24 protein-coding genes are annotated in these 18,163 nt (G+C 36.0%); 10 read left to right on the top strand and 14 right to left on the bottom strand.

What is annotated here, in order from left to right; translation table 11 throughout:
* Nucleotides 1-350: 350 nt before the first annotated feature.
* The 3 genes from folE2 to HMPREF2846_RS05875 are packed head-to-tail and all read right to left on the bottom strand — an operon-like array spanning nt 351 to nt 2,283.
* Nucleotides 351-1,229 carry a GTP cyclohydrolase FolE2 gene (gene folE2, locus HMPREF2846_RS05885; protein ID WP_023015484.1) on the bottom strand — a complete coding sequence of 293 codons (879 nt, stop codon included), beginning with the start codon at nt 1,227-1,229 and terminating at the stop codon, nt 351-353.
* Nucleotides 1,230-1,245: 16 nt separating this feature from the next.
* Nucleotides 1,246-1,911: a bacillithiol biosynthesis deacetylase BshB2 gene (gene bshB2, locus HMPREF2846_RS05880; RefSeq protein WP_023015485.1), complete on the bottom strand. Its 666-nt coding sequence runs from the start codon at nt 1,909-1,911 to the stop codon at nt 1,246-1,248.
* Between the two features lie 12 nt (nt 1,912-1,923).
* Complete coding sequence (locus HMPREF2846_RS05875) at nt 1,924-2,283, bottom strand: YojF family protein (RefSeq protein WP_002481360.1); 360 nt, start codon at nt 2,281-2,283, stop codon at nt 1,924-1,926.
* A 340-nt stretch (nt 2,284-2,623) separates the two neighbouring features.
* On the opposite strand from HMPREF2846_RS05875, the gene nagB reads away from it, so the two are divergent.
* The 3 genes from nagB (at nt 2,624) to hxlB (ending at nt 4,625) form a co-directional block, all read left to right on the top strand.
* The gene (gene nagB, locus HMPREF2846_RS05870) at nt 2,624-3,352 is read left to right on the top strand and encodes a glucosamine-6-phosphate deaminase (RefSeq protein WP_002481359.1); all 729 of its coding nucleotides are present in this window, start codon (nt 2,624-2,626) and stop codon (nt 3,350-3,352) included.
* A gap of 91 nt (nt 3,353-3,443) precedes the next feature.
* Entirely contained in the window at nt 3,444-4,076 is a 633-nt protein-coding gene (hxlA, locus tag HMPREF2846_RS05865; protein ID WP_002481358.1) for a 3-hexulose-6-phosphate synthase, read from the top strand.
* A gap of 3 nt (nt 4,077-4,079) precedes the next feature.
* Entirely contained in the window at nt 4,080-4,625 is a 546-nt protein-coding gene (gene hxlB, locus HMPREF2846_RS05860; protein WP_002481357.1) for a 6-phospho-3-hexuloisomerase, read from the top strand.
* A gap of 214 nt (nt 4,626-4,839) precedes the next feature.
* On the opposite strand, the gene HMPREF2846_RS05855 is transcribed toward hxlB, so the two are convergent.
* The 3 genes from HMPREF2846_RS05855 to tadA all read right to left on the bottom strand — a co-directional run bounded on the left by HMPREF2846_RS05855 (nt 4,840) and on the right by tadA (nt 7,035).
* Nucleotides 4,840-5,406, bottom strand: a complete 567-nt coding sequence (locus tag HMPREF2846_RS05855; RefSeq protein ID WP_002481356.1) for an NADPH-dependent FMN reductase — start codon at nt 5,404-5,406, stop codon at nt 4,840-4,842.
* Between the two features lie 21 nt (nt 5,407-5,427).
* Nucleotides 5,428-6,297 carry a Cof-type HAD-IIB family hydrolase gene (locus HMPREF2846_RS05850; protein WP_002481355.1) on the bottom strand — a complete coding sequence of 290 codons (870 nt, stop codon included), beginning with the start codon at nt 6,295-6,297 and terminating at the stop codon, nt 5,428-5,430.
* Between the two features lie 237 nt (nt 6,298-6,534).
* Nucleotides 6,535-7,035, bottom strand: coding sequence for a tRNA adenosine(34) deaminase TadA (tadA, locus tag HMPREF2846_RS05845; RefSeq protein ID WP_002481354.1), 501 nt, complete (start codon nt 7,033-7,035; stop codon nt 6,535-6,537).
* A 64-nt stretch (nt 7,036-7,099) separates the two neighbouring features.
* Between tadA and HMPREF2846_RS05840 the strand changes: the two genes are divergently transcribed.
* Nucleotides 7,100-7,717 carry a deoxynucleoside kinase gene (locus HMPREF2846_RS05840; RefSeq protein ID WP_023015487.1) on the top strand — a complete coding sequence of 206 codons (618 nt, stop codon included), beginning with the start codon at nt 7,100-7,102 and terminating at the stop codon, nt 7,715-7,717.
* Nucleotides 7,710-8,375 (top strand): deoxynucleoside kinase, encoded by a 666-nt coding sequence (locus HMPREF2846_RS05835; RefSeq protein ID WP_002481352.1) that lies wholly within the window; start codon nt 7,710-7,712, stop codon nt 8,373-8,375. The genes HMPREF2846_RS05840 and HMPREF2846_RS05835 overlap by 8 nt, the downstream gene beginning before the upstream one ends.
* A gap of 84 nt (nt 8,376-8,459) precedes the next feature.
* Here HMPREF2846_RS05835 and HMPREF2846_RS05830 read toward each other — a convergent pair whose 3' ends face one another.
* From HMPREF2846_RS05830 to HMPREF2846_RS05815, 4 genes are all read right to left on the bottom strand, one after another.
* On the bottom strand, nt 8,460-9,263 hold the full coding sequence (locus tag HMPREF2846_RS05830) for an HAD-IIB family hydrolase (RefSeq protein ID WP_241965726.1): 804 nt from the start codon (nt 9,261-9,263) through the stop codon (nt 8,460-8,462).
* A gap of 22 nt (nt 9,264-9,285) precedes the next feature.
* Nucleotides 9,286-9,696: a hypothetical protein gene (locus HMPREF2846_RS05825; RefSeq protein ID WP_070626099.1), complete on the bottom strand. Its 411-nt coding sequence runs from the start codon at nt 9,694-9,696 to the stop codon at nt 9,286-9,288.
* 32 nt (nt 9,697-9,728) lie between these two features.
* Nucleotides 9,729-10,442 carry an HAD family hydrolase gene (locus HMPREF2846_RS05820; RefSeq protein WP_070626172.1) on the bottom strand — a complete coding sequence of 238 codons (714 nt, stop codon included), beginning with the start codon at nt 10,440-10,442 and terminating at the stop codon, nt 9,729-9,731.
* A gap of 125 nt (nt 10,443-10,567) precedes the next feature.
* Entirely contained in the window at nt 10,568-10,963 is a 396-nt protein-coding gene (locus tag HMPREF2846_RS05815) for a YbaN family protein (RefSeq protein ID WP_002481348.1), read from the bottom strand.
* Nucleotides 10,964-11,163: 200 nt separating this feature from the next.
* On the opposite strand from HMPREF2846_RS05815, the gene HMPREF2846_RS05810 reads away from it, so the two are divergent.
* Nucleotides 11,164-11,991 (top strand): hypothetical protein, encoded by an 828-nt coding sequence (locus HMPREF2846_RS05810; protein WP_070626097.1) that lies wholly within the window; start codon nt 11,164-11,166, stop codon nt 11,989-11,991.
* A 124-nt stretch (nt 11,992-12,115) separates the two neighbouring features.
* On the opposite strand, the gene HMPREF2846_RS05805 is transcribed toward HMPREF2846_RS05810, so the two are convergent.
* From HMPREF2846_RS05805 to HMPREF2846_RS05795, 4 genes are all read right to left on the bottom strand, one after another.
* A complete protein-coding gene (locus HMPREF2846_RS05805) occupies nt 12,116-13,195 on the bottom strand; it encodes a branched-chain amino acid aminotransferase (RefSeq protein WP_002481346.1) in 1,080 nt (359 codons plus the stop codon).
* A 273-nt stretch (nt 13,196-13,468) separates the two neighbouring features.
* A complete protein-coding gene (locus tag HMPREF2846_RS14685; protein ID WP_256274415.1) occupies nt 13,469-13,600 on the bottom strand; it encodes a hypothetical protein in 132 nt (43 codons plus the stop codon).
* Nucleotides 13,601-13,762: 162 nt separating this feature from the next.
* Entirely contained in the window at nt 13,763-14,725 is a 963-nt protein-coding gene (locus tag HMPREF2846_RS05800; protein WP_070626095.1) for an L-threonine 3-dehydrogenase, read from the bottom strand.
* A 203-nt stretch (nt 14,726-14,928) separates the two neighbouring features.
* Nucleotides 14,929-15,393, bottom strand: coding sequence for a GNAT family N-acetyltransferase (locus HMPREF2846_RS05795; protein ID WP_070626093.1), 465 nt, complete (start codon nt 15,391-15,393; stop codon nt 14,929-14,931).
* A 120-nt stretch (nt 15,394-15,513) separates the two neighbouring features.
* On the opposite strand from HMPREF2846_RS05795, the gene HMPREF2846_RS05790 reads away from it, so the two are divergent.
* The 4 genes from HMPREF2846_RS05790 (at nt 15,514) to HMPREF2846_RS05775 (ending at nt 18,106) form a co-directional block, all read left to right on the top strand.
* Complete coding sequence (locus HMPREF2846_RS05790) at nt 15,514-16,515, top strand: choloylglycine hydrolase family protein (protein WP_070626091.1); 1,002 nt, start codon at nt 15,514-15,516, stop codon at nt 16,513-16,515.
* Between the two features lie 108 nt (nt 16,516-16,623).
* The gene (locus HMPREF2846_RS05785; RefSeq protein WP_070626089.1) at nt 16,624-17,643 is read left to right on the top strand and encodes a choloylglycine hydrolase family protein; all 1,020 of its coding nucleotides are present in this window, start codon (nt 16,624-16,626) and stop codon (nt 17,641-17,643) included.
* Nucleotide 17,644: 1 nt separating this feature from the next.
* Nucleotides 17,645-17,836: a hypothetical protein gene (locus HMPREF2846_RS05780; protein ID WP_002481341.1), complete on the top strand. Its 192-nt coding sequence runs from the start codon at nt 17,645-17,647 to the stop codon at nt 17,834-17,836.
* A 78-nt stretch (nt 17,837-17,914) separates the two neighbouring features.
* The gene (locus HMPREF2846_RS05775) at nt 17,915-18,106 is read left to right on the top strand and encodes a hypothetical protein (protein ID WP_002481340.1); all 192 of its coding nucleotides are present in this window, start codon (nt 17,915-17,917) and stop codon (nt 18,104-18,106) included.
* Nucleotides 18,107-18,163 lie beyond the last annotated feature (57 nt).

The raw sequence follows: 18,163 nt of genomic DNA, 5'->3' as shown, positions 1-18,163 counted from the left end.
AATGCTTAAAGTCGCAACTAACCTCCTAAATTAATCATAGAACATATCCTAAAATATGCATGCGACGGCATTAACAGTTAATCTAATCATTGAATTTAAAATCGACAAGTATGTTTCCCCTGACGTAAATTGTCGATCACCCTAAAAAATAGAGCACTGCTTAGCTTACGAGGTTGTCCCTCCTCACAAGCAACCTGAAGTCCCAACAGGTTAGATGCAGTGCTCTATTTTTATTTGCGATATTTATCATGAATTCAGTGAACTTTTAAACTCACGCCCATTTTCTACATATTAAAAGACCTTCCCAAGCAATGTCATACCATTACTTAAGAAGGCCTTGTTTCATTCTATTATTTTCTATATTTCAACTTCGCAAAAGCATCGTGTTGATGAATAGATTCTTCATTACGACATTCAATGTCAAAACCTTCAATCCAATCCACTTCTACTAAGTCTGCAGCGATTAAACGGATTAAATCTTCCACAAAACGAGGGTTTTCATAAGCACGTTCTGTAACGCGTTTTTCATCTGGACGTTTTAAGATTGGGTAAAGAATTGAACTTGCGTTAGCTTCCATCGCATCTAAAATTACTTCTTTATAGTCAGACGGTAGTGTCGCTTCACGATTCAAGTACGTTTTTACAGTAATTACTCCGCGTTGGTTATGTGCAGAATACTCACTGATTTCTTTTGAACATGGACATAAAGTAGTTACTTTCGCTTCCATTGTCAGCTCTTTACGTGTCACTTTATCCCCTTCAACTGCCATGCCATACGTTACATCCGCATTGCCGACAGCTTTTAAATTCGTAACGGGACTATAGCGATTAAAGAACCACTTACCTGAAACATCTACCCCTGCTGAAGTTTGTTTCATGTGTTTTTGAAGTGTATCTAATACCGTATGCAGATTATCAAATGTTAATGCTACACCGTTATCATAATGTTTCTCAACACTTTCTAAGATACGGCTCATATTAATACCTTTTTCTTCTCTCGTTAAGCTAGTTGAAAATGCGAAAGTACCTGCCGTTTGATATTCATCTATAATCACGGGATATACTAAATTTTTAATCCCGACTTCTTCAATTTCAAATAAAAAATCTTTGTGCGTGCTTTGTAGATCTGTCATTTCTTCTTTTACTGTTGGTTTTGTACCTTTAATAGGATCAACAGAACCGAAGTGTTTCCAACGACCTTCTCGTGTCGATAAATCAAATTCAGTCATCTGTGTGCCCCTCCACTCATGATTCAAAATTGTAAGTCCAATACGTTTCTTGTTCTAAGAAACTTTTGGCTGTATCTGGAACTTGCGGTTCAGCTAACTGATGCAAGAATGGTCCAGATTGAGATGCATGTGCTTTGAATGCATCTAATTTTACTTCTCTATAATCAGTAATATCGTTAATGATATCAGGCATACCTAACTCATCAATCGCATCATTGCTAAAAGCAACTAATTGTAAACGTGGACGTTCTGCTTTAGGCATACGTCCTACTGTTCTAACTACCGCTTCTGCTGTTGCTTCATGATCTGGGTGTACCGCATAACCTGGATAGAATGAAATGATTACTGAAGGATGCAATTCATCAATCAGACTTTTAACCATCCCGTCCATTTTTTCATGTGGTTCGAATTCCACTGTTTTATCACGGTAACCCATCTTTCTTAAATCTTTAATACCAATCGCTTTTGCTGCGTCTTCCAACTCGCGCTCTCTGATTTTCGGCAGAGATTCACGTGTCGCAAATGGCGGATTTCCTAAATTACGTGCCATTTGACCTAAAGTCAAACAAGCATACGTAACTGGAACACCTTCATCAATATAACGTGCTAATGTTCCTGCTGATGAGAACGTCTCATCATCAGGATGCGGAAATATAACTAATACATGACTTTCCTCTGACATGATACGTCCTCCTTATATTTCAAACGGTACAGCACTGATTTCAAGCGCTGCCGCTAATTGCCCTTCATAATTAAAACCAGCGAGCAAGAATTCATTATCCTCGTTCACTTCATAATGTGTCAGTCCTTGTACATAAACCCATCCATTATCTTGTAGTTTCAAACCCACTCTGAATGGTTCTTTGCCACCGCCCTTAAGTTTGGCATGTTCAAAGACTACTTTGATATTTCTTAAAAACGTTCCAGCATTAAAGACACGTTGATCAAAATGGTTCGCATACGCACCATTTGTTGTTTCAACATGCAGGTATACAGGTTGATCTACATAAGATGCCAGTAACGTTTGTACTTTCTCATATTCTATCGGCTCCAAGCTGCTCACTCCCTTACACTAAGCAAAATCAAATGTTGAACCCCATCTATATCGTGTTATTCTTGATTTATTTATCAATCTCTTTATCATTTAATTGTACTAAATCCTCGTCAATAAATATAACCTACTGCTCATTCTTGAATTAACGATAGGTTTTCTCGGTTATCAATTCTTAAATTAGAAACAATATTTACATTATATAACTGTTCCTCCACTTTCTAAAGAGGTTATTGAAATATTCCTATAATTTGAGGGGGATTTACTATCTGTTTAAACTTCACCTCGTTATAATGGACATGTATGTCTTCATATATAGATACAAATAAGGAGGTCACACAACGTGAAAATTATTAATTTAGGGGATAAAGAGAAAGCATCATTCTACACAGCTTACGAGCTGTTCAACCAAATGAACGAGAATCCTGAAAGTAAACTAGGTCTAGCAACAGGAGGTACAATGGTAGATGTTTATTCTGACTTAGTTAAACTGATGGAATTAAATGACTTAGATGTTTCTAATGTAGAAACATTCAACTTAGATGAATATGTCGGTTTATCAGCCGATCATCCAGAAAGTTATCATCATTATATGCATGAAGTGCTATTCGATCGCTATCCACACTTCAAAGAAGAAAATGTGCATTTACCAATCGGTGATGCGAAAGATTTAAACGCTGAAACTGCAAGATACGAACAACTGGTTAAGGATAAAGGGCCTGCAGATATCCAAATTTTAGGTATCGGGGAAAATGGTCATATCGGGTTCAATGAACCAGGTACAGAAAAAGACAGTATTACACGTGTCGTAGATTTAACTGAAAGTACGATTCAAGCCAATAGCCGTTACTTCGATAACGAAGAAGATGTGCCGAAACAAGCTATTTCAATGGGTCTTTCTACAATTTTATCTGCAAAACGTATTATCTTATTAGCGTTTGGCGAGAAAAAGAAAGATGCGATTACAAAACTTGCGAGCGGCATTCAAGACAAAGATGTCCCAGCAACAGTTTTATACGATCATCCTAATGTAGAGGTTTACGTAGATAACGCAGCTGCACCCGAACAGTAAAATTCACTGTTGTTTGTCAAAAACTAAAAAGGGTAAATAATCTAAGTAAAGCAAAAGTTACAACACATACATTATGAAAGGATGAATCATTTTGGAACTACAATTAGCAATTGATTTATTAAATAAAGAAGACGCTGCAGAGTTAGCTAACAAAGTGAAAGATTATGTCGATATCGTAGAAATCGGTACTCCTATCATATATAACGAAGGTCTGCCTGCCGTTCAATATATGGATGAAAACATCGATGGTGTTAAAGTTCTAGCAGATATGAAAATTATGGACGCTGCAGACTATGAAGTCAGCCAAGCAGTTAAATTCGGTGCTGACGTTGTAACAATCTTAGGTGTTGCTGAAGACGCTTCTATCAAAGCTGCTGTCGAAGAAGCACACAAAAATGACAAACAATTATTAGTAGATATGATTGCTGTTCAAGACATTAAACAACGCGCTAAAGAATTAGATGAAATGGGTGCTGATTATATCGCAGTACACATTGGTTATGACTTACAAGCTGAAGGTAAATCTCCATTAGATGATTTACACACAGTTAAATCTGTTATCAAAAATTCTAAAGTTGCCGTTGCTGGCGGTATCAAACCAGATACAATCAAAGATATCGTAGCTGAAGAACCAGACTTAGTGATTGTTGGTGGCGGTATCGCAAATGCCGACGACCCAGTAGAAGCAGCAAAAGCTTGCCGCGACGCAGTTGAAGGGAAATAAGCTATGGCAAAACTACAATATCAATTGATTTTAGATGAACTGAAAACGACGTTATCTAATGTTAAAGATCAAGATGTTGAAAACTTTGAACAAGCAATCAAAGATGCCAAAAATATTTTCGTAGCAGGTAAAGGTCGTTCTGGATTCGTCGCAAATGGATTTACAATGCGCTTGAATCAGCTTGAACAACCTGCATTTATCATTGGCGGTATTACAACACCTTCTATCCATGAAGGCGACTTGTTTATTGTCATTTCAGGTTCAGGCAGTACAGAACACTTACGCCTATTAGCTGAAAAAGCTAAAGATCAAGGTGCACAAGTGGCGTTAGTCACAACAAAACCTGATTCTAAAATCGGTGAATTGGCAGATGTCACAATCGAATTGCCTGCCGGAACAAAACATGATGCTGAAGGTTCAGCACAACCTTTAGGCAGTTTATTCGAACAAGCTGCACAATTATTCTTAGATGCTGTTGTATTAGATTTCATGAAAGACTTCAATATTGATGAAACTACGATGCAACAAAATCATGCGAATTTAGAATAAATCACATTAAAGGCCTGTAAGCTTTTGAGTTTATCTCTTTAACTTACAGGCCTTTTCTTTATGCTTTTTAGTAACCATATAACTTAACTATTTTACCTCTTCATAAAAAACCTCTGCTTAAATAGTCCACAAAGTAAAATCACCTTGCACCACCACTAAGCAGAGATTATCAAACAGGATATTTTATCAGCTGAACTAACACGCTTGCATCCTTTTATTTTAAATGTTCATAAGGACGGCTTTCTGCGAATGATACAATTTGTTCAACGAATAAACGAGAACGTAATTGGAATTCTTCGTCTTGTAAGAAGAATGTACCATCATCTAATTTGCCGTAATCTGAATCATGTGTCGCAATTTGGGTAGGCACTGCGATACCTAATAAGGTACGTACAATTAAGCGTAAGTGAGAAAGTGGTTCTGCACTTACAATACCGCCGCTGTTCCCCATTAAGCCGACTGGTTTCATTTTGAAGTCATCCATTGTCAGATGATCTAAAGCGTTCTTTAAGATACCAGAATATGAACCATGATAGTTCGGTGTACCTAAAATAATAAAGTCCGCTTCTCTCGCCTTCTCTTGTAAATCTTTCACATTAGCTTGATAATCATCTGGCGGATTACTTGCGCCAGAAACATCTAATGTATGGATTGGACGCTCAGCTAAATCAAAAATTTCCGCTTCAACATCCTTTTCATTGAATTGTCCCTTTAAGTATTGTGCCAGTGCTTTTGTGTGCGAATCAATACGCGCACTGCCTACGATAATGACACCTTTCATTCAATAGTCACCCCAGTTAATTTATTTTGATTGCTCTTCCAGCATTTTGTTGATTGCTTTGCCGACACCACTGTTTTGGTTGTTATCTGTCACATATTTTGCGTATTCTTTCACTTCAGGCATCGCATTTTCCATTGCGACAGGATAACCCGCTTTTTCAAGCATCGATACGTCATTCATGTTATCACCAATTGCCATGACATCTTCCATATTGATACCGAGTTGGTTTGCGATTTCTTCTAACGCAATCCCTTTTTGCGCATAAGCGTTTGTGATTTCGATATTACCTCGTGCTGATGATGAAATTGCTAAGTTTGTGTGTTTCGCAAGTTCTGCACTGACACGATCAATTTTACCGATATCACTGTCAAACGCTAAAATTTTCATCACAATTTCACCAGGTCTTTCACTGATTTGATCATAATTATCAACTACTTTTAATGTGCCTTGATCAATACGATGTTGAATATGGCGATGTATTTTTTCTACATCTGCTTTTTGACCTGCATGTTCTGCAATATCAATATAAATATCTAAATCTCTTTGAGGATCTTCAGTATAAATACCAAGGTTAGTATAGACTTGGTAATAAATATCCTCTCGATCTAGAACATGTGTAATTTGTTCAATCATTTCATGATTCAAGCTTGATGTATGCATAATATCGAATGATTCATCACGAACCTCTGCACCATTCAAACAAATATATGGGACTTTCAATCCAGTCGGTTCCACAGGCGCATTGGCTTCATAGAAAGCACGACCTGTCGCAATCACGACCGTAATCCCTTGTGCCTGCGCTGCTTTAATCGCTTTAATATTTTCCTCTGAAATTTCATGTGCTGCATTTAATAATGTTCCGTCCATATCTGTCGCAATTAGTTTAATCATGAATTAACCTCGTTTCTTTTGTCTTAGCCGTAGTGTCGTAAAATTACTTTTCACAACAAAGTCTAACCTCATTCTATCAAATTTTGATAACAAACTTCTATCGTCTGTTTGTACGATTTATGAGGGTAAAAACTATCGGCATTACTCATTCTTAACTATCTCTTACTTTTTAACGCTTTTCAAACAAAAAGATGTCCACTTCTTAAAAGCAGACATCTTCATTCTTCTAAAGTTGTTTTAACTGTTCAAGTCATTAGCCTCTTGCGATTGCTTAGCTTGTTTCTTCTTGTTTCTTAATTGCTTGAAGAAGTTCCGCAACATATCACCGCATTCTTCTTCTAAAACACCACTCACAACTTCTGCACGATGGTTGAAACGCGATTCTTGAAGTAAATCCATTAAACTGCCGCTACAACCGCCCTTTGGATCAGCAGCGCCATAAACAACGCGTGGAATACGGCTCATAACAATCGCACCAGAACACATCACACAAGGTTCTAAAGTGACATATAAAGTACAATCTTCTAAACGCCAACTCCCTACTGCTTCAGCTGCTTTTTCTATCGCAATATGTTCCGCATGGGCTGTCGGAAGTTGAATCGTTTCTCTTAAATTATGTGCACGTGCTATAATTTCATCGTCTTTAACAATGAGTGCGCCAATCGGTACTTCACCGATAGCTTCAGCTTTTTTGGCTTCATCTAATGCAAGTTTCATATATTTTTCATCTATTGTCATATGTTCAATCCCTTACCATGTGATACAATTACTATTGTCTATTTTAACACTTGGAGTGTTGTTTATGAATCAACCTTATATCGCTATTGAAGGGCCTATAGGAGTAGGCAAATCCTCTTTAGCACATCGCTTAAGTCAATCTCTTGATTATCATGAAGCACAAGAAATCGTGGATGAAAATCCATTTTTATCTGATTTCTATGACGACATTTCAAAATGGAGTTTCCAGACTGAAATGTTCTTTTTATGTAACCGTTACAAACAGGTTCAAGATCTAGAACAACTACATAACGGTATTGTCAGTGACTATCATGTTTATAAAAACAAAATCTTTGCGCGTCAAACACTGACAGATACAGAATACAACAAGTTTGACCGTATTTACGATATTCTGACTGAGGATCTTATGATGCCGGACATCGTAATCTTCCTCGATGCAGATTTAGAAGTATTAAAACAACGTATCGCCAAACGCAATCGCAGCTTCGAAGCACAAATTGAAGATGATTATCTTTTAAATTTAAAAGAAGCTTATCATCACTTCTATGAATCTTTAGAAGCCGAAGGCAAAATGGTGAAACGCATCGATACAACAAACTTGGATTTCGTCAATCACGCTGACGATTACGAGTATCTATTAAACATTGTACAATCAATGATAGGAGGCAACACGCATGAATAATTACGGTATCCCTCAAGATGCGGTGATTACAATCGCAGGTACTGTAGGCGTCGGTAAATCGAGCTTAACACGTGCCTTAGCTAAAAAATTAAACTTCCGCACTTCTTTCGAGAATGTGGACCATAATCCTTATCTAGATAAATTCTATGATAACTTTGAACGTTGGAGTTTCCACCTTCAAATCTATTTCCTTGCGGAACGCTTTAAAGAACAAAAACGCATGTTTGAATATGGCGGGGGCTTTATCCAAGACCGTTCTATTTATGAAGACGTTGATATCTTCGCAAAAATGCACGAAGAACAAGGGACGATGACACCTGAAGACTTCAAAACATACTCAGAATTATTTGAAGCGATGGTCATGACACCTTACTTCCCAAAACCAGACGTTTTAATTTATTTAGAATGTGATTACGATGAAGTGATTGAGCGCATCAAACAACGCGGTCGCCAAATGGAAATTGATACAGATCCAGAATACTGGAAAAAATTATTCCGTCGTTACGAAGAATGGATTTCAAGCTTCAATGCCTGCCCTGTCGTACGCGTGAACATTAATGAATATGATCTGCATGAAAGTTTAGACACGCTAGATCCAGTGTTAGATAAAATTGCGCATGTGATTGATGTCTATCGTAATGTAGATACTAGAAAATAATAAGCAAACAAAAAATCATGTATCTCTGCTCTTAACTGAGTGAGATACATGATTTTCTTTTACTCTGAATAAACTTGTATGAAGTTATTTATCAAAGAAACGTTTAATTTCATCATTCAAACCTTTATAGTAATCATAACGTGTGACTGGGAATTTATCTTTCATATCATCATCTGTGCTATTATGCATCACAAACGGATGACCGATATGACTTAAATAAATCTCATCATTACCACTGTCACCGAAACCTAGTACACCTTCTGAATCAAGATCATACATATCTAACAGGTAGCGCACAGCGAATAACTTGCCAGCGTTTTTAGGTGTAAAGTGTACATCATACGCATCTTCAGGGTCACCTGCTTTAGGATTCGTTTTATTATAATGTACCGCATAGTCATAAGCCGCTGCTTTATCTTGTAAATCTTTTAAATTCTGCTCGTCTTTTTCTTCATCGCCTTGTGCATAATAGTAATATTCATACAATGTTTCTTCATCTCTGAATTCTCTTTGCGGATGAAGTTCAACTTGGTGTTCTGACTCGAAGCTGTCGATAATTTCATCAACTTTTTCTTTAGTGAACGTTGTTTCTGAAACAGCTTCTTCATAATCTTTAGAACGTTGATATTCGCCTTTATCATCTAGTTCAAATAATTTGGAACATAAGTCAGAAAAGATAAAGTCTGGTTTATATTCCATTTCCGCATGTTCCATTTTCTCTATAATACTTTCAAAGATACTGCCTGATAACACTGCAGTAATCACTTGGTGCTTTTCTTCAGCTTGTTTCAGTGTCGATTCAAGTTCACGTAGTTCAGGAATATCTTCTTTCGTGGTTTGATGCTTATAATACGTTTCGTCAAAATCAAATAAAATTAATTGACGCATCATATCATCCCTCCAACCTTGGTTATAATTCTAACTCTTCGCGGTAAATCACAGGTTCATAATCGTCATCATTGATAGCTTTACTATAATAACCTTCATCTGTTTCTTTTAAACCAAAGGCTTCTGCCTTATCCGCTTCACTTGTGCCAATATAACTTTGACCTTTCGCATCAAAAAACAAATCAAAAAGCGTACCGCCATAACGTGCTTCATGTTTCAAATCATATAATGCATCGACGTCTTGACGTTTGACGTCTTTATAAAACAATGTATGGCTCGAATACTTTGTTGTTTTCGCTTCAAAACCTAAAGACTGCGCTCCGGCATCTTCTGTGACCAAATGCAAAGTCTTGCCAAAGTCATTTAAGACGCGAAACACTTCTCCTTGATATTCTGCATAACGTCCATCTAATACTGTATGTTGTTCTTTCATGATTTTCACCTCATTTAATGTGTGACGATAATTTAGGATTCTGTATCTTCACCCTTTAAAATAGAAACAATTTCTGGCGCTTTCTCTACGACATAATCCGCATGTTTAAATTCATGCGCTTGACCTACGCCTGTCAATACAGCTACAGACAGTCCTAAGCCAGCGTTAACAGCGGTTTGTATATCATTAGGTGTATCGCCTACAATTGCGATTTCTTCCGCTTTAAGCCCCTTCTCTTGCGCAAAGAGCGGCTTTAATACAGCTGGGTCTGGCTTTTCAGCCGCATTAGATTCAGTAGAGATGACTAAATCAAAGAACGCTTCTGTATCTGTAGATTCAATAAATCGATCTGTGCCTTTCTTCGTATCACTCGTAATAATTCCAATATGATATCCATCTGCCTTTAATGTTTCTAACGCTTCCACCATCCCATCAATCCATTTAATTTCAGGAACTCTATGGTCAATGAGATATTGACTCGTCTTGCGTGTCCACTCGCCCACATCTTCTCCAGCTAACGCATTGAAATTCTGAATAATTTCATCTAGCGAACCACAGGCCATCGGTGTACCAGGTTCTATTTGATTCTTTTCTTTATTCACACCTAAAGTCTGGTAAGCATGTGCTTGATCTTCTTCTGAAATAAAACGTTCCACAAACTGATCTACCATTTGAATACCAATCTTCATCCAACTCATATCAAAATCAATGAGTGTGCCATCTTTATCAAATAAGATCCATTTAATTGTCATCAGTTTCCACGCTTCTTTCTTTATACTTTTATTTCATTTTATCAATTTATGAATTAAGAAGGAAATTAAAAAAGGCTTACACCCTTTGTATTGGATGTAAGCACAAAATGCATCAACGATTAATCTTTCTCACAGTTTTGACGGTCCTTTGATGGTTCTGGTAACGTCTTGACTAACGTAAACAATACAATCGTTTGGAAGGTCACCATAATCAATAAACCAATTCTGATATAGAAGTTATCTAGCATATAAAGCGAAAATGCGATAACAATATATAAACTCAATAAAATTTTGAACTTCTTCTTTAAAGTAAAGCCTCTATCTCTTTTGAAGCTTTCCACATATTCACCGTAAACCTTTGTACTCACTAACCAACGATTAAATCTTTCAGAACTTCTTGAAAAACAAACAGCTGCTAAAAGTAAAAAAGGTGTAGTTGGCAACAAAGGTACAACGATTCCTATAAAACCAACGATAGCTGAAATTAAACCTATCGTAATTAAAATATATCTCATAAAAGCACCTCTACCGATAATCATTTTCAATTATACAATAGAATACAGACTAGTAAACAATAATATGTTTGCTTATACGAATAAGATGCATCTCGTATTTTCATTAATATTTATACAGTTAGGAACTCAAATCATCATTCTAGGCAAAAATGTAATTCTATTCTATATAAATGATATGATGACAAAAAAGGGGGAGTAAAATGTGGGATTCAGTTTTATCTATTATAGCTAGCATTCTTACGATTTCTAGCTTTGTTTTTGCTTTTACAAAAAGGCCTTCCGAAAATAAAAATATCAGTCAAACCAATATAGGATCAACCAACTCAATAACAAATAATAATATTAAAGTAAACAATTCATATCAACAAGTAAAATACATACCCAATCGTCAAAATATAAATAATACTGATGAAAATTGGGGTTACATAATTTTTATTAGCTTAGGTATGTTACTTTCAATTGCACTATTTGTAAAATTCAATTTTATCATCTTAGGTTTATCTTCTATTCTAGTATTACTAATATCAATTTTAACCATTTATAGATTGCGCAAAGAAGCACTAGGTCTTAGAAGTTATATCTACTTTGCTATAAAATATATTAGCATACTATTAATTATAATTACTTGTATTATATATATACCAAGTGTAGCAGAAAGGTTGAATGAGAAACTATCGAATATAGATGTATCGAATTCTTCGAACTTTATAGCTTCGATCTTTAAAATGGGACAAGAAACCTTTTTATATATTAAATCCTTACATTTTCCTAGTTACAGTGCTTTCACTTTGATTTTCCGATTTATTGCAGTCGTAATAATTTTTATGCTTTTATTCGCAGATATAAGCAAAAAATCGTTTTCCAACGCTATCTCTATGCTATATAAGAATAAAAACAGTGTTTTTCTACAATACTTTTCATTGTTCGTAATATTGCTTATTCTTATTGTATTCATTCATTTCTTTTACTTTGAAGATGTCATTTCAAATGTACTATATCCTATTTATGATTGGTTTTCTATCAAATAATCTTACGCTTTAATAAAAACCATCACTTTCTCACCACTATATTAATGACAAAACAGGTCAGAAACACACTGTTATCTGTGCTTCTGACCTGTTTTTTTATCACTATTTATAATTCTTATTCGAATTATTTTTTAGGAACTACAACTCTCCAGCCGTGTTTGTCTTCTAATTTACCACTTTGGATACCAGTATATTGGTCATATAAGTGTTGAGTGATTTTACCTGTTTCGTTATTATTGATAACGATTTCGCGGTCTTCGTATTTTAAGACACCTACAGGTGAAATAACTGCAGCTGTACCTGTTCCGAAGACTTCATCTAATTCACCTTTATCATACGCTTCGAATAATTCATCTACAGATACACGACGTTCTTCTACTTTATAGCCAAGTTCTTTAGCTAATTCGATTACTGTTTTACGTGTAATACCTGGTAAGATACTACCGTTTAATTCAGGTGTAACAAGTGTACCATTTTCAACGAAGAAGATGTTCATGCTTCCGACTTCTTCGATGTATTTTTGTTCTACACCGTCTAACCATAATACTTGGTCATAACCTTCTTTGTTTGCGTTAGATTGTGCTAATAAGCTTGCTGCGTAGTTACCAGCTACTTTCGCAAATCCAACACCACCACGTACGGCACGAACGTATTTATCTTCTACATAAATACGTGTTGGTTTTAATGCGTCTCCGCCATAGTATGAACCAGAAGGAGATAAGATAATTAATAGTTTGTAGTGAGATGCTGGATGTACACCTAAACCTGCTTCAGTCGCAAAGACGAATGGACGAATGTATAATGATTGACCTTCCCCTTCAGGTACCCAGTCACGTTCAACATTCACAAGTTCTTTTAATCCTTCTAATAATAACTCTTCATCAATTTGCGGCATTTCTAAGCGTGCTAATGATTGATTAATACGTTTGAAGTTTTGGTCAGGTCTGAATAAATCAACCTCTCCATTATGTTTGTATGCTTTTAATCCTTCAAAGACTGCTTGGCCATAATGAAGTCCTTGTGCAGCGGGATCAAGTTCGATCGGTGCATAAGGAGTAATCTTCAAATCATGCCAACCACCTTTATCTTCATCGTAGTCATAACTTAACATGTAATCAGTGAAGTGTTGACCGAATCCTAAGTTACTTGGATCTGGTTTTTGTTTAAGCTCTTCACGTTTCTCGAATTTAACATTTTCTGACATGATTTCTGCCTCCTAAAATTGTGCTTATAAATAAGATAATACTAAAATTATAGCAATCTAAGTCTGTGTATTCAATGAGTTTTTAGAAAATTTAAAAAATACGCCCCTAATCAAATCCTCTATTGAACACAGTTATTTATATCTCTCTTTAACATTTCCCCATTGATACAAATTAAAAGTTGCTATATTCCTTACACTTCCATTATTGTACAGTCTATTTCTGAATGCAACTGTGAGCAATCTCATTTTCACTTTGCATAGACGATCTATTCATTAAGAACATCCACTTCCTTTATCAGCATCTAATGTCGCACTGACTCCATATGGCAAGATACACTTTGGTTCATTATGGCCAAAGCTGCCATTAGCGATGACAATTTTATGTTCTAGGTTTTGTTCTCGCAAAATTTTTAACCATAACGCTTCTATCTCTTGATGATGTTGTCATCTAATCGTCACCCACTTAACATTAGTCTACTGCCATTATACATAATAATTAACAGGACGAACATTTTCTATAGGTCCTAGAAAACATTCAGCCCTGTTGATTTAATTCATATGCTTATATTATTTTTGTGTTGCTGCTTCTTTCTCTCTAACCCCTTGCAACATAGCTTCTGTCATCTTGTCTAAATCATATTTAGGTGAGAAGCCCCATTCATTTCTTGCACAACTTGTATCAATCGCATCTGGCCAGCTATCTGCAATACCTTGTCTGATTGGATCTACTTCATAGTGCATTTTGAATTCTGGAATTTGTTTACGAATAGATTCGGCAATTTCTTCTGGCTCGAAACTCATACCGCTTAAGTTAAAGGCACAACGATTTTCAATATTTTCTTCTGGTGCTTCCATCAATTTAATAATTGCGTCGATCGCATCATCCATAAACATCATATCCATGTAAGTATCTTTACCGATAAAGCTTGTATACTCACCTTTACGTACCGCCTCAAAATAAATCTCACAAGCGTAATCTGTTGTACCGCCGCCTGGTTCTTTCACAAATGAAATTAAGCCAGGGAAACGTACGCTTCGTGTATCTACACCAAACTTAGTATGGTAATACTCGCATAATAACTCACCTGATACTTTGTTTACACCGTACATAGATGTTGGTCGTTGAATCGTTAACGCAGGTGTATCACGTTTAGGTGTTGTTGGCCCGAATGCCCCGATAGAACTTGGTGTAAAGAACTGTACATTATGATGGCGTGCCGCTTCTAACGCATTGACTAAACCACCCATATTAATATTCCATGCCAGCATTGGATCTTTCTCAGCTGTCGCAGACAATAATGCGGCCATATGCATTAAAGCATCTGGTTGAAATTCCTCTACAACCTCATTCATGCGTGCTGCATCTGTTACATCTAATATCGCAAACGGTCCGTCTTTGATTAGAGAATCCGCTTCTGGTTCTCTAATATCCGTTGCTAAAACATTATCTGTTCCATAAATCTCACGACATTTTAATACAAGTTCAGTCCCGATTTGCCCTAGTGCGCCAGTAATCATAATTCTTTTCATATTTCTCTCTCCCCTTTGAAAAGTGCGCTAAAGAACTGTAGTATTTCTGAGGTGTACATTCTCTTGTTATTTAACACTATATTTTTATAAATGCTTATTAATGTATATACCATACGTACAAAAATAAGTAAAGCGCTTACATTTGAAAAGAGCAAAATTATACTTTTCTATTTATTTCAAAGATACATCATTTAGATAAACCATCAAATATTTTTACGACAATGCTTTTGAAGAAATTCATAACCTTCTTTCTCATAGAAATCAACAGCCGCGTTATTTTCCCCCCAATAATCCAATTCTACTGTGTCACACTGCTCTTTTTCTGCTACCTCTTCTATATACTGCATGAGTGCATGCCCATAACCTTTATGCTGAAATTCTGGTTCAATACTGATTTGATGAATATACAACGTCTTCTGCCCATAACGAAATGGCGTTTCATATAACGTTACCAATTGCGCCCACAAGTACCCAGCAGCTATTCCTGTATCCGTTTCAATGACTAATAAATAATGCTCAGGTTGATGCATGAGCTTTTGAAATAGATCTAGCGTATCCAAATAATGATAAGGCTTAAAAATATCTGGGTAGGCTTGATGATGTATGTCATGGACAGTTTGATTTAAACCTGCTAATAAAGCTGCATCCTCACATATTTTAATTTCCAACAGTATCCCTCACTCTCAACACCTTATTGGCATTACTTTATTCGAAGTCTTGACTTGCGTCATGTTATGATTATTGTAACGTTTTTTTGTACTGATTACTGTTTTTAAGGAGGCACATTTATGTGTACGAGTTTTGCATTTACATCTCAATATGATGCGAACTATTTAGCACGCACCATGGATTTCTCATTTAGTTTGAATTCTTTCCCGAAGGCTATTCCTAGAAATTATGAATGGACAAGCAACAATGGTCGTGACTTTAAATTAAATTACGGCTTTGTAGGAACTGCAATGACAGTCAATGGTGTGGTATTCGGAGATGGCATAAACGAAAAAGGATTATCCATTGCTGTGTTATATTATCAAGGAGAAGCTTCTTATGCGACTTCTACTTCTAATGACAATATCAATCTAGAACCTGAAGAATTCATTATGTGGTTTTTAGGCATGAATGAATCTATCAGAGACTTTAAAGAACAAGCAGATAATGTTCGTTTACTTAAACAAGTAAATCCCGCATTAGACAGCGTTCCACCACTACACTTTATGATTACAGATCAATCTGGTCAAAGTATCGTTGTGATTCCTTCAGACGGTCAACTGATTATTAAAGAGAATCCCATTCGTGTATTAACGAATAACCCTAACTTAGAATGGCACTATCAAAATGTGAGACAGCATACACACTTCAATATCGAAGCGCCCTCACCGTCACTCTTAGGCATTGAGAGTGTAAAACCTTTTGGCGTTGAATCTGGTACTGAAGTTCTGCCGGGCGGTTATACTTCCCCATCTCGTTTCGTTAAAATGGCTTATTTCCGTCAATTTATCGAAGATGCGGAAGATGAGAATAAACGACTCAACAACTTATTTAAATTACTCGATACTGTCAGTATTCCAAGAGGTGTCGTTTTAGACGAAGGTACGATTTATTACACACAATACCAAGCTATCGTCGATACACACCATCTCACTTATTACTTTAAAGACTATAACGGTTCAGATGTATACCAAATCAAACTGACTGATGAGATTTTAAACGCAAGTGATGCGATTACTTATACAGTAAAACCTAAATTAAATCTGGTTGATTTAACTGAAGAAGCTTCAGACCATCAGTAAATAGAACTAAACGGAGAAGCACATAGAGAAGCTGCTCCGTTTTTTCTATATCCATATGGTATTATCAATTCGATTATAACTTTTAATGGTATTAAGGGGCTGATACATATGTGTACGAGCTTTACCTTTACTTCACAATACGACACAACTTACTTAGCACGGACCATGGACTTTGCGTTTGAACTGAAAGCTTTTCCTAAAGTTATCCCAAGAAACTATCAGTGGGAAACAACTTATGGACAAACCTTCACTTTTGACTATGGTTTTGTAGGCAGTGCGATGAAAATAGACGATGTGATGTTCGCAGATGGCATCAATGAAAAAGGTCTTTCTATCGCAATTTTAAACAACAATGACTTTGCGACATATAAGCCTGCACCCGCTTCACATCATATTAATTTAGGTCCAGAATCATTCATTATGTGGCTTTTAGGTACGAACGCATCTATTTCACATTTAAAAGAAACGATTGGTAATGTGAGGTTGATTGATGAACAAAACCCTGTACTTGGTAAAACACCTGCCTTTCATTTCATCGTCACTGATCAAACAGGTCAAAGTATTGTTCTTGTGCCAAATGGTGGTAAACTGATTTTGAAAGATAATCCGGTACAAGTTCTGACTAATCACCCTGACTTAGAATGGCACTATCAGAATTTACAACAGTACATAGCTTTTAATACTGATTCATCAGCATCCATCACACTTGGTGATAAACAAGTAGATCCAATTCATGTCGAAACAAATACTGAAATATTGCCTGGAGGTTATACCTCGCCAGCACGTTTCGTTAAAACTGCTTATTTCCGTCAAATGATTGAAGATGCTGAAGACGACACGATGCGCTTAAATAACCTATTCAAATTATTAGACATTGTCAGTATTCCGAGAGGCATCGTACTCCACGAAGGGCAGCCTCATTATACGCAATATCAATGTATACTCGATTGCGAACACTTAACGTATTATTATAAAGACTATAACAGCTCAGATATTTATACGATTCAACTGACAGACGTCTTACTAGATTCAAAAGAAGAGAAAACATATGAAATTAAGCCACAATTAAATTTAAAAGATATCACCCTGTCACAACACGATTCACACCATGATGAAGGAGTAGATTAATATGTATGATGAACAATTTAAAAAAGAGTATCAAGCTGCTGTATGTGCTTATACTAAAAAGTTTAAAGAAGCTCCTAGTAGAATGCTTTTACGGGGTATGCCTGCTGAAGATGCTTTGGAACTTATGAAAGACTGTGTGAAAGATAACGAACCATTGGAAAAGTTTTATTTAGATAATCACTACTTGAGTTAAGTACGTTCGTGTATTCACTCAACGGATAAAATGAATATATACGACACCTCTGAATCAACTACAAAGGAATGAAAAACTATGTATGATGACAAATTGATTGATGCCTATGAAGCTGCTGAAAAAGCTTATGAGAAAAAATTTGGAGAACCACCAGGCAGAATGTTTTTGAGACAAATGACACTTGAAGAATCATTAGAACGTATTGAACAATGTATCAAAGATAACGAACCATTAGAGAAGTTTTATCTTGATCATAGATATATCACTTAAACAATAAAAGAAATGACTCAACTAAGTATCTAATACACTGATTTCTAAAATAAAAGC

Origin of the sequence: Staphylococcus sp. HMSC056G08, assembly GCF_001812305.1 — a bacterium.
GTDB classification, from domain to species: Bacteria; Bacillota; Bacilli; order Staphylococcales; family Staphylococcaceae; genus Staphylococcus; species Staphylococcus simulans.
This window is presented reverse-complemented; position numbering and strand designations above follow the sequence as displayed.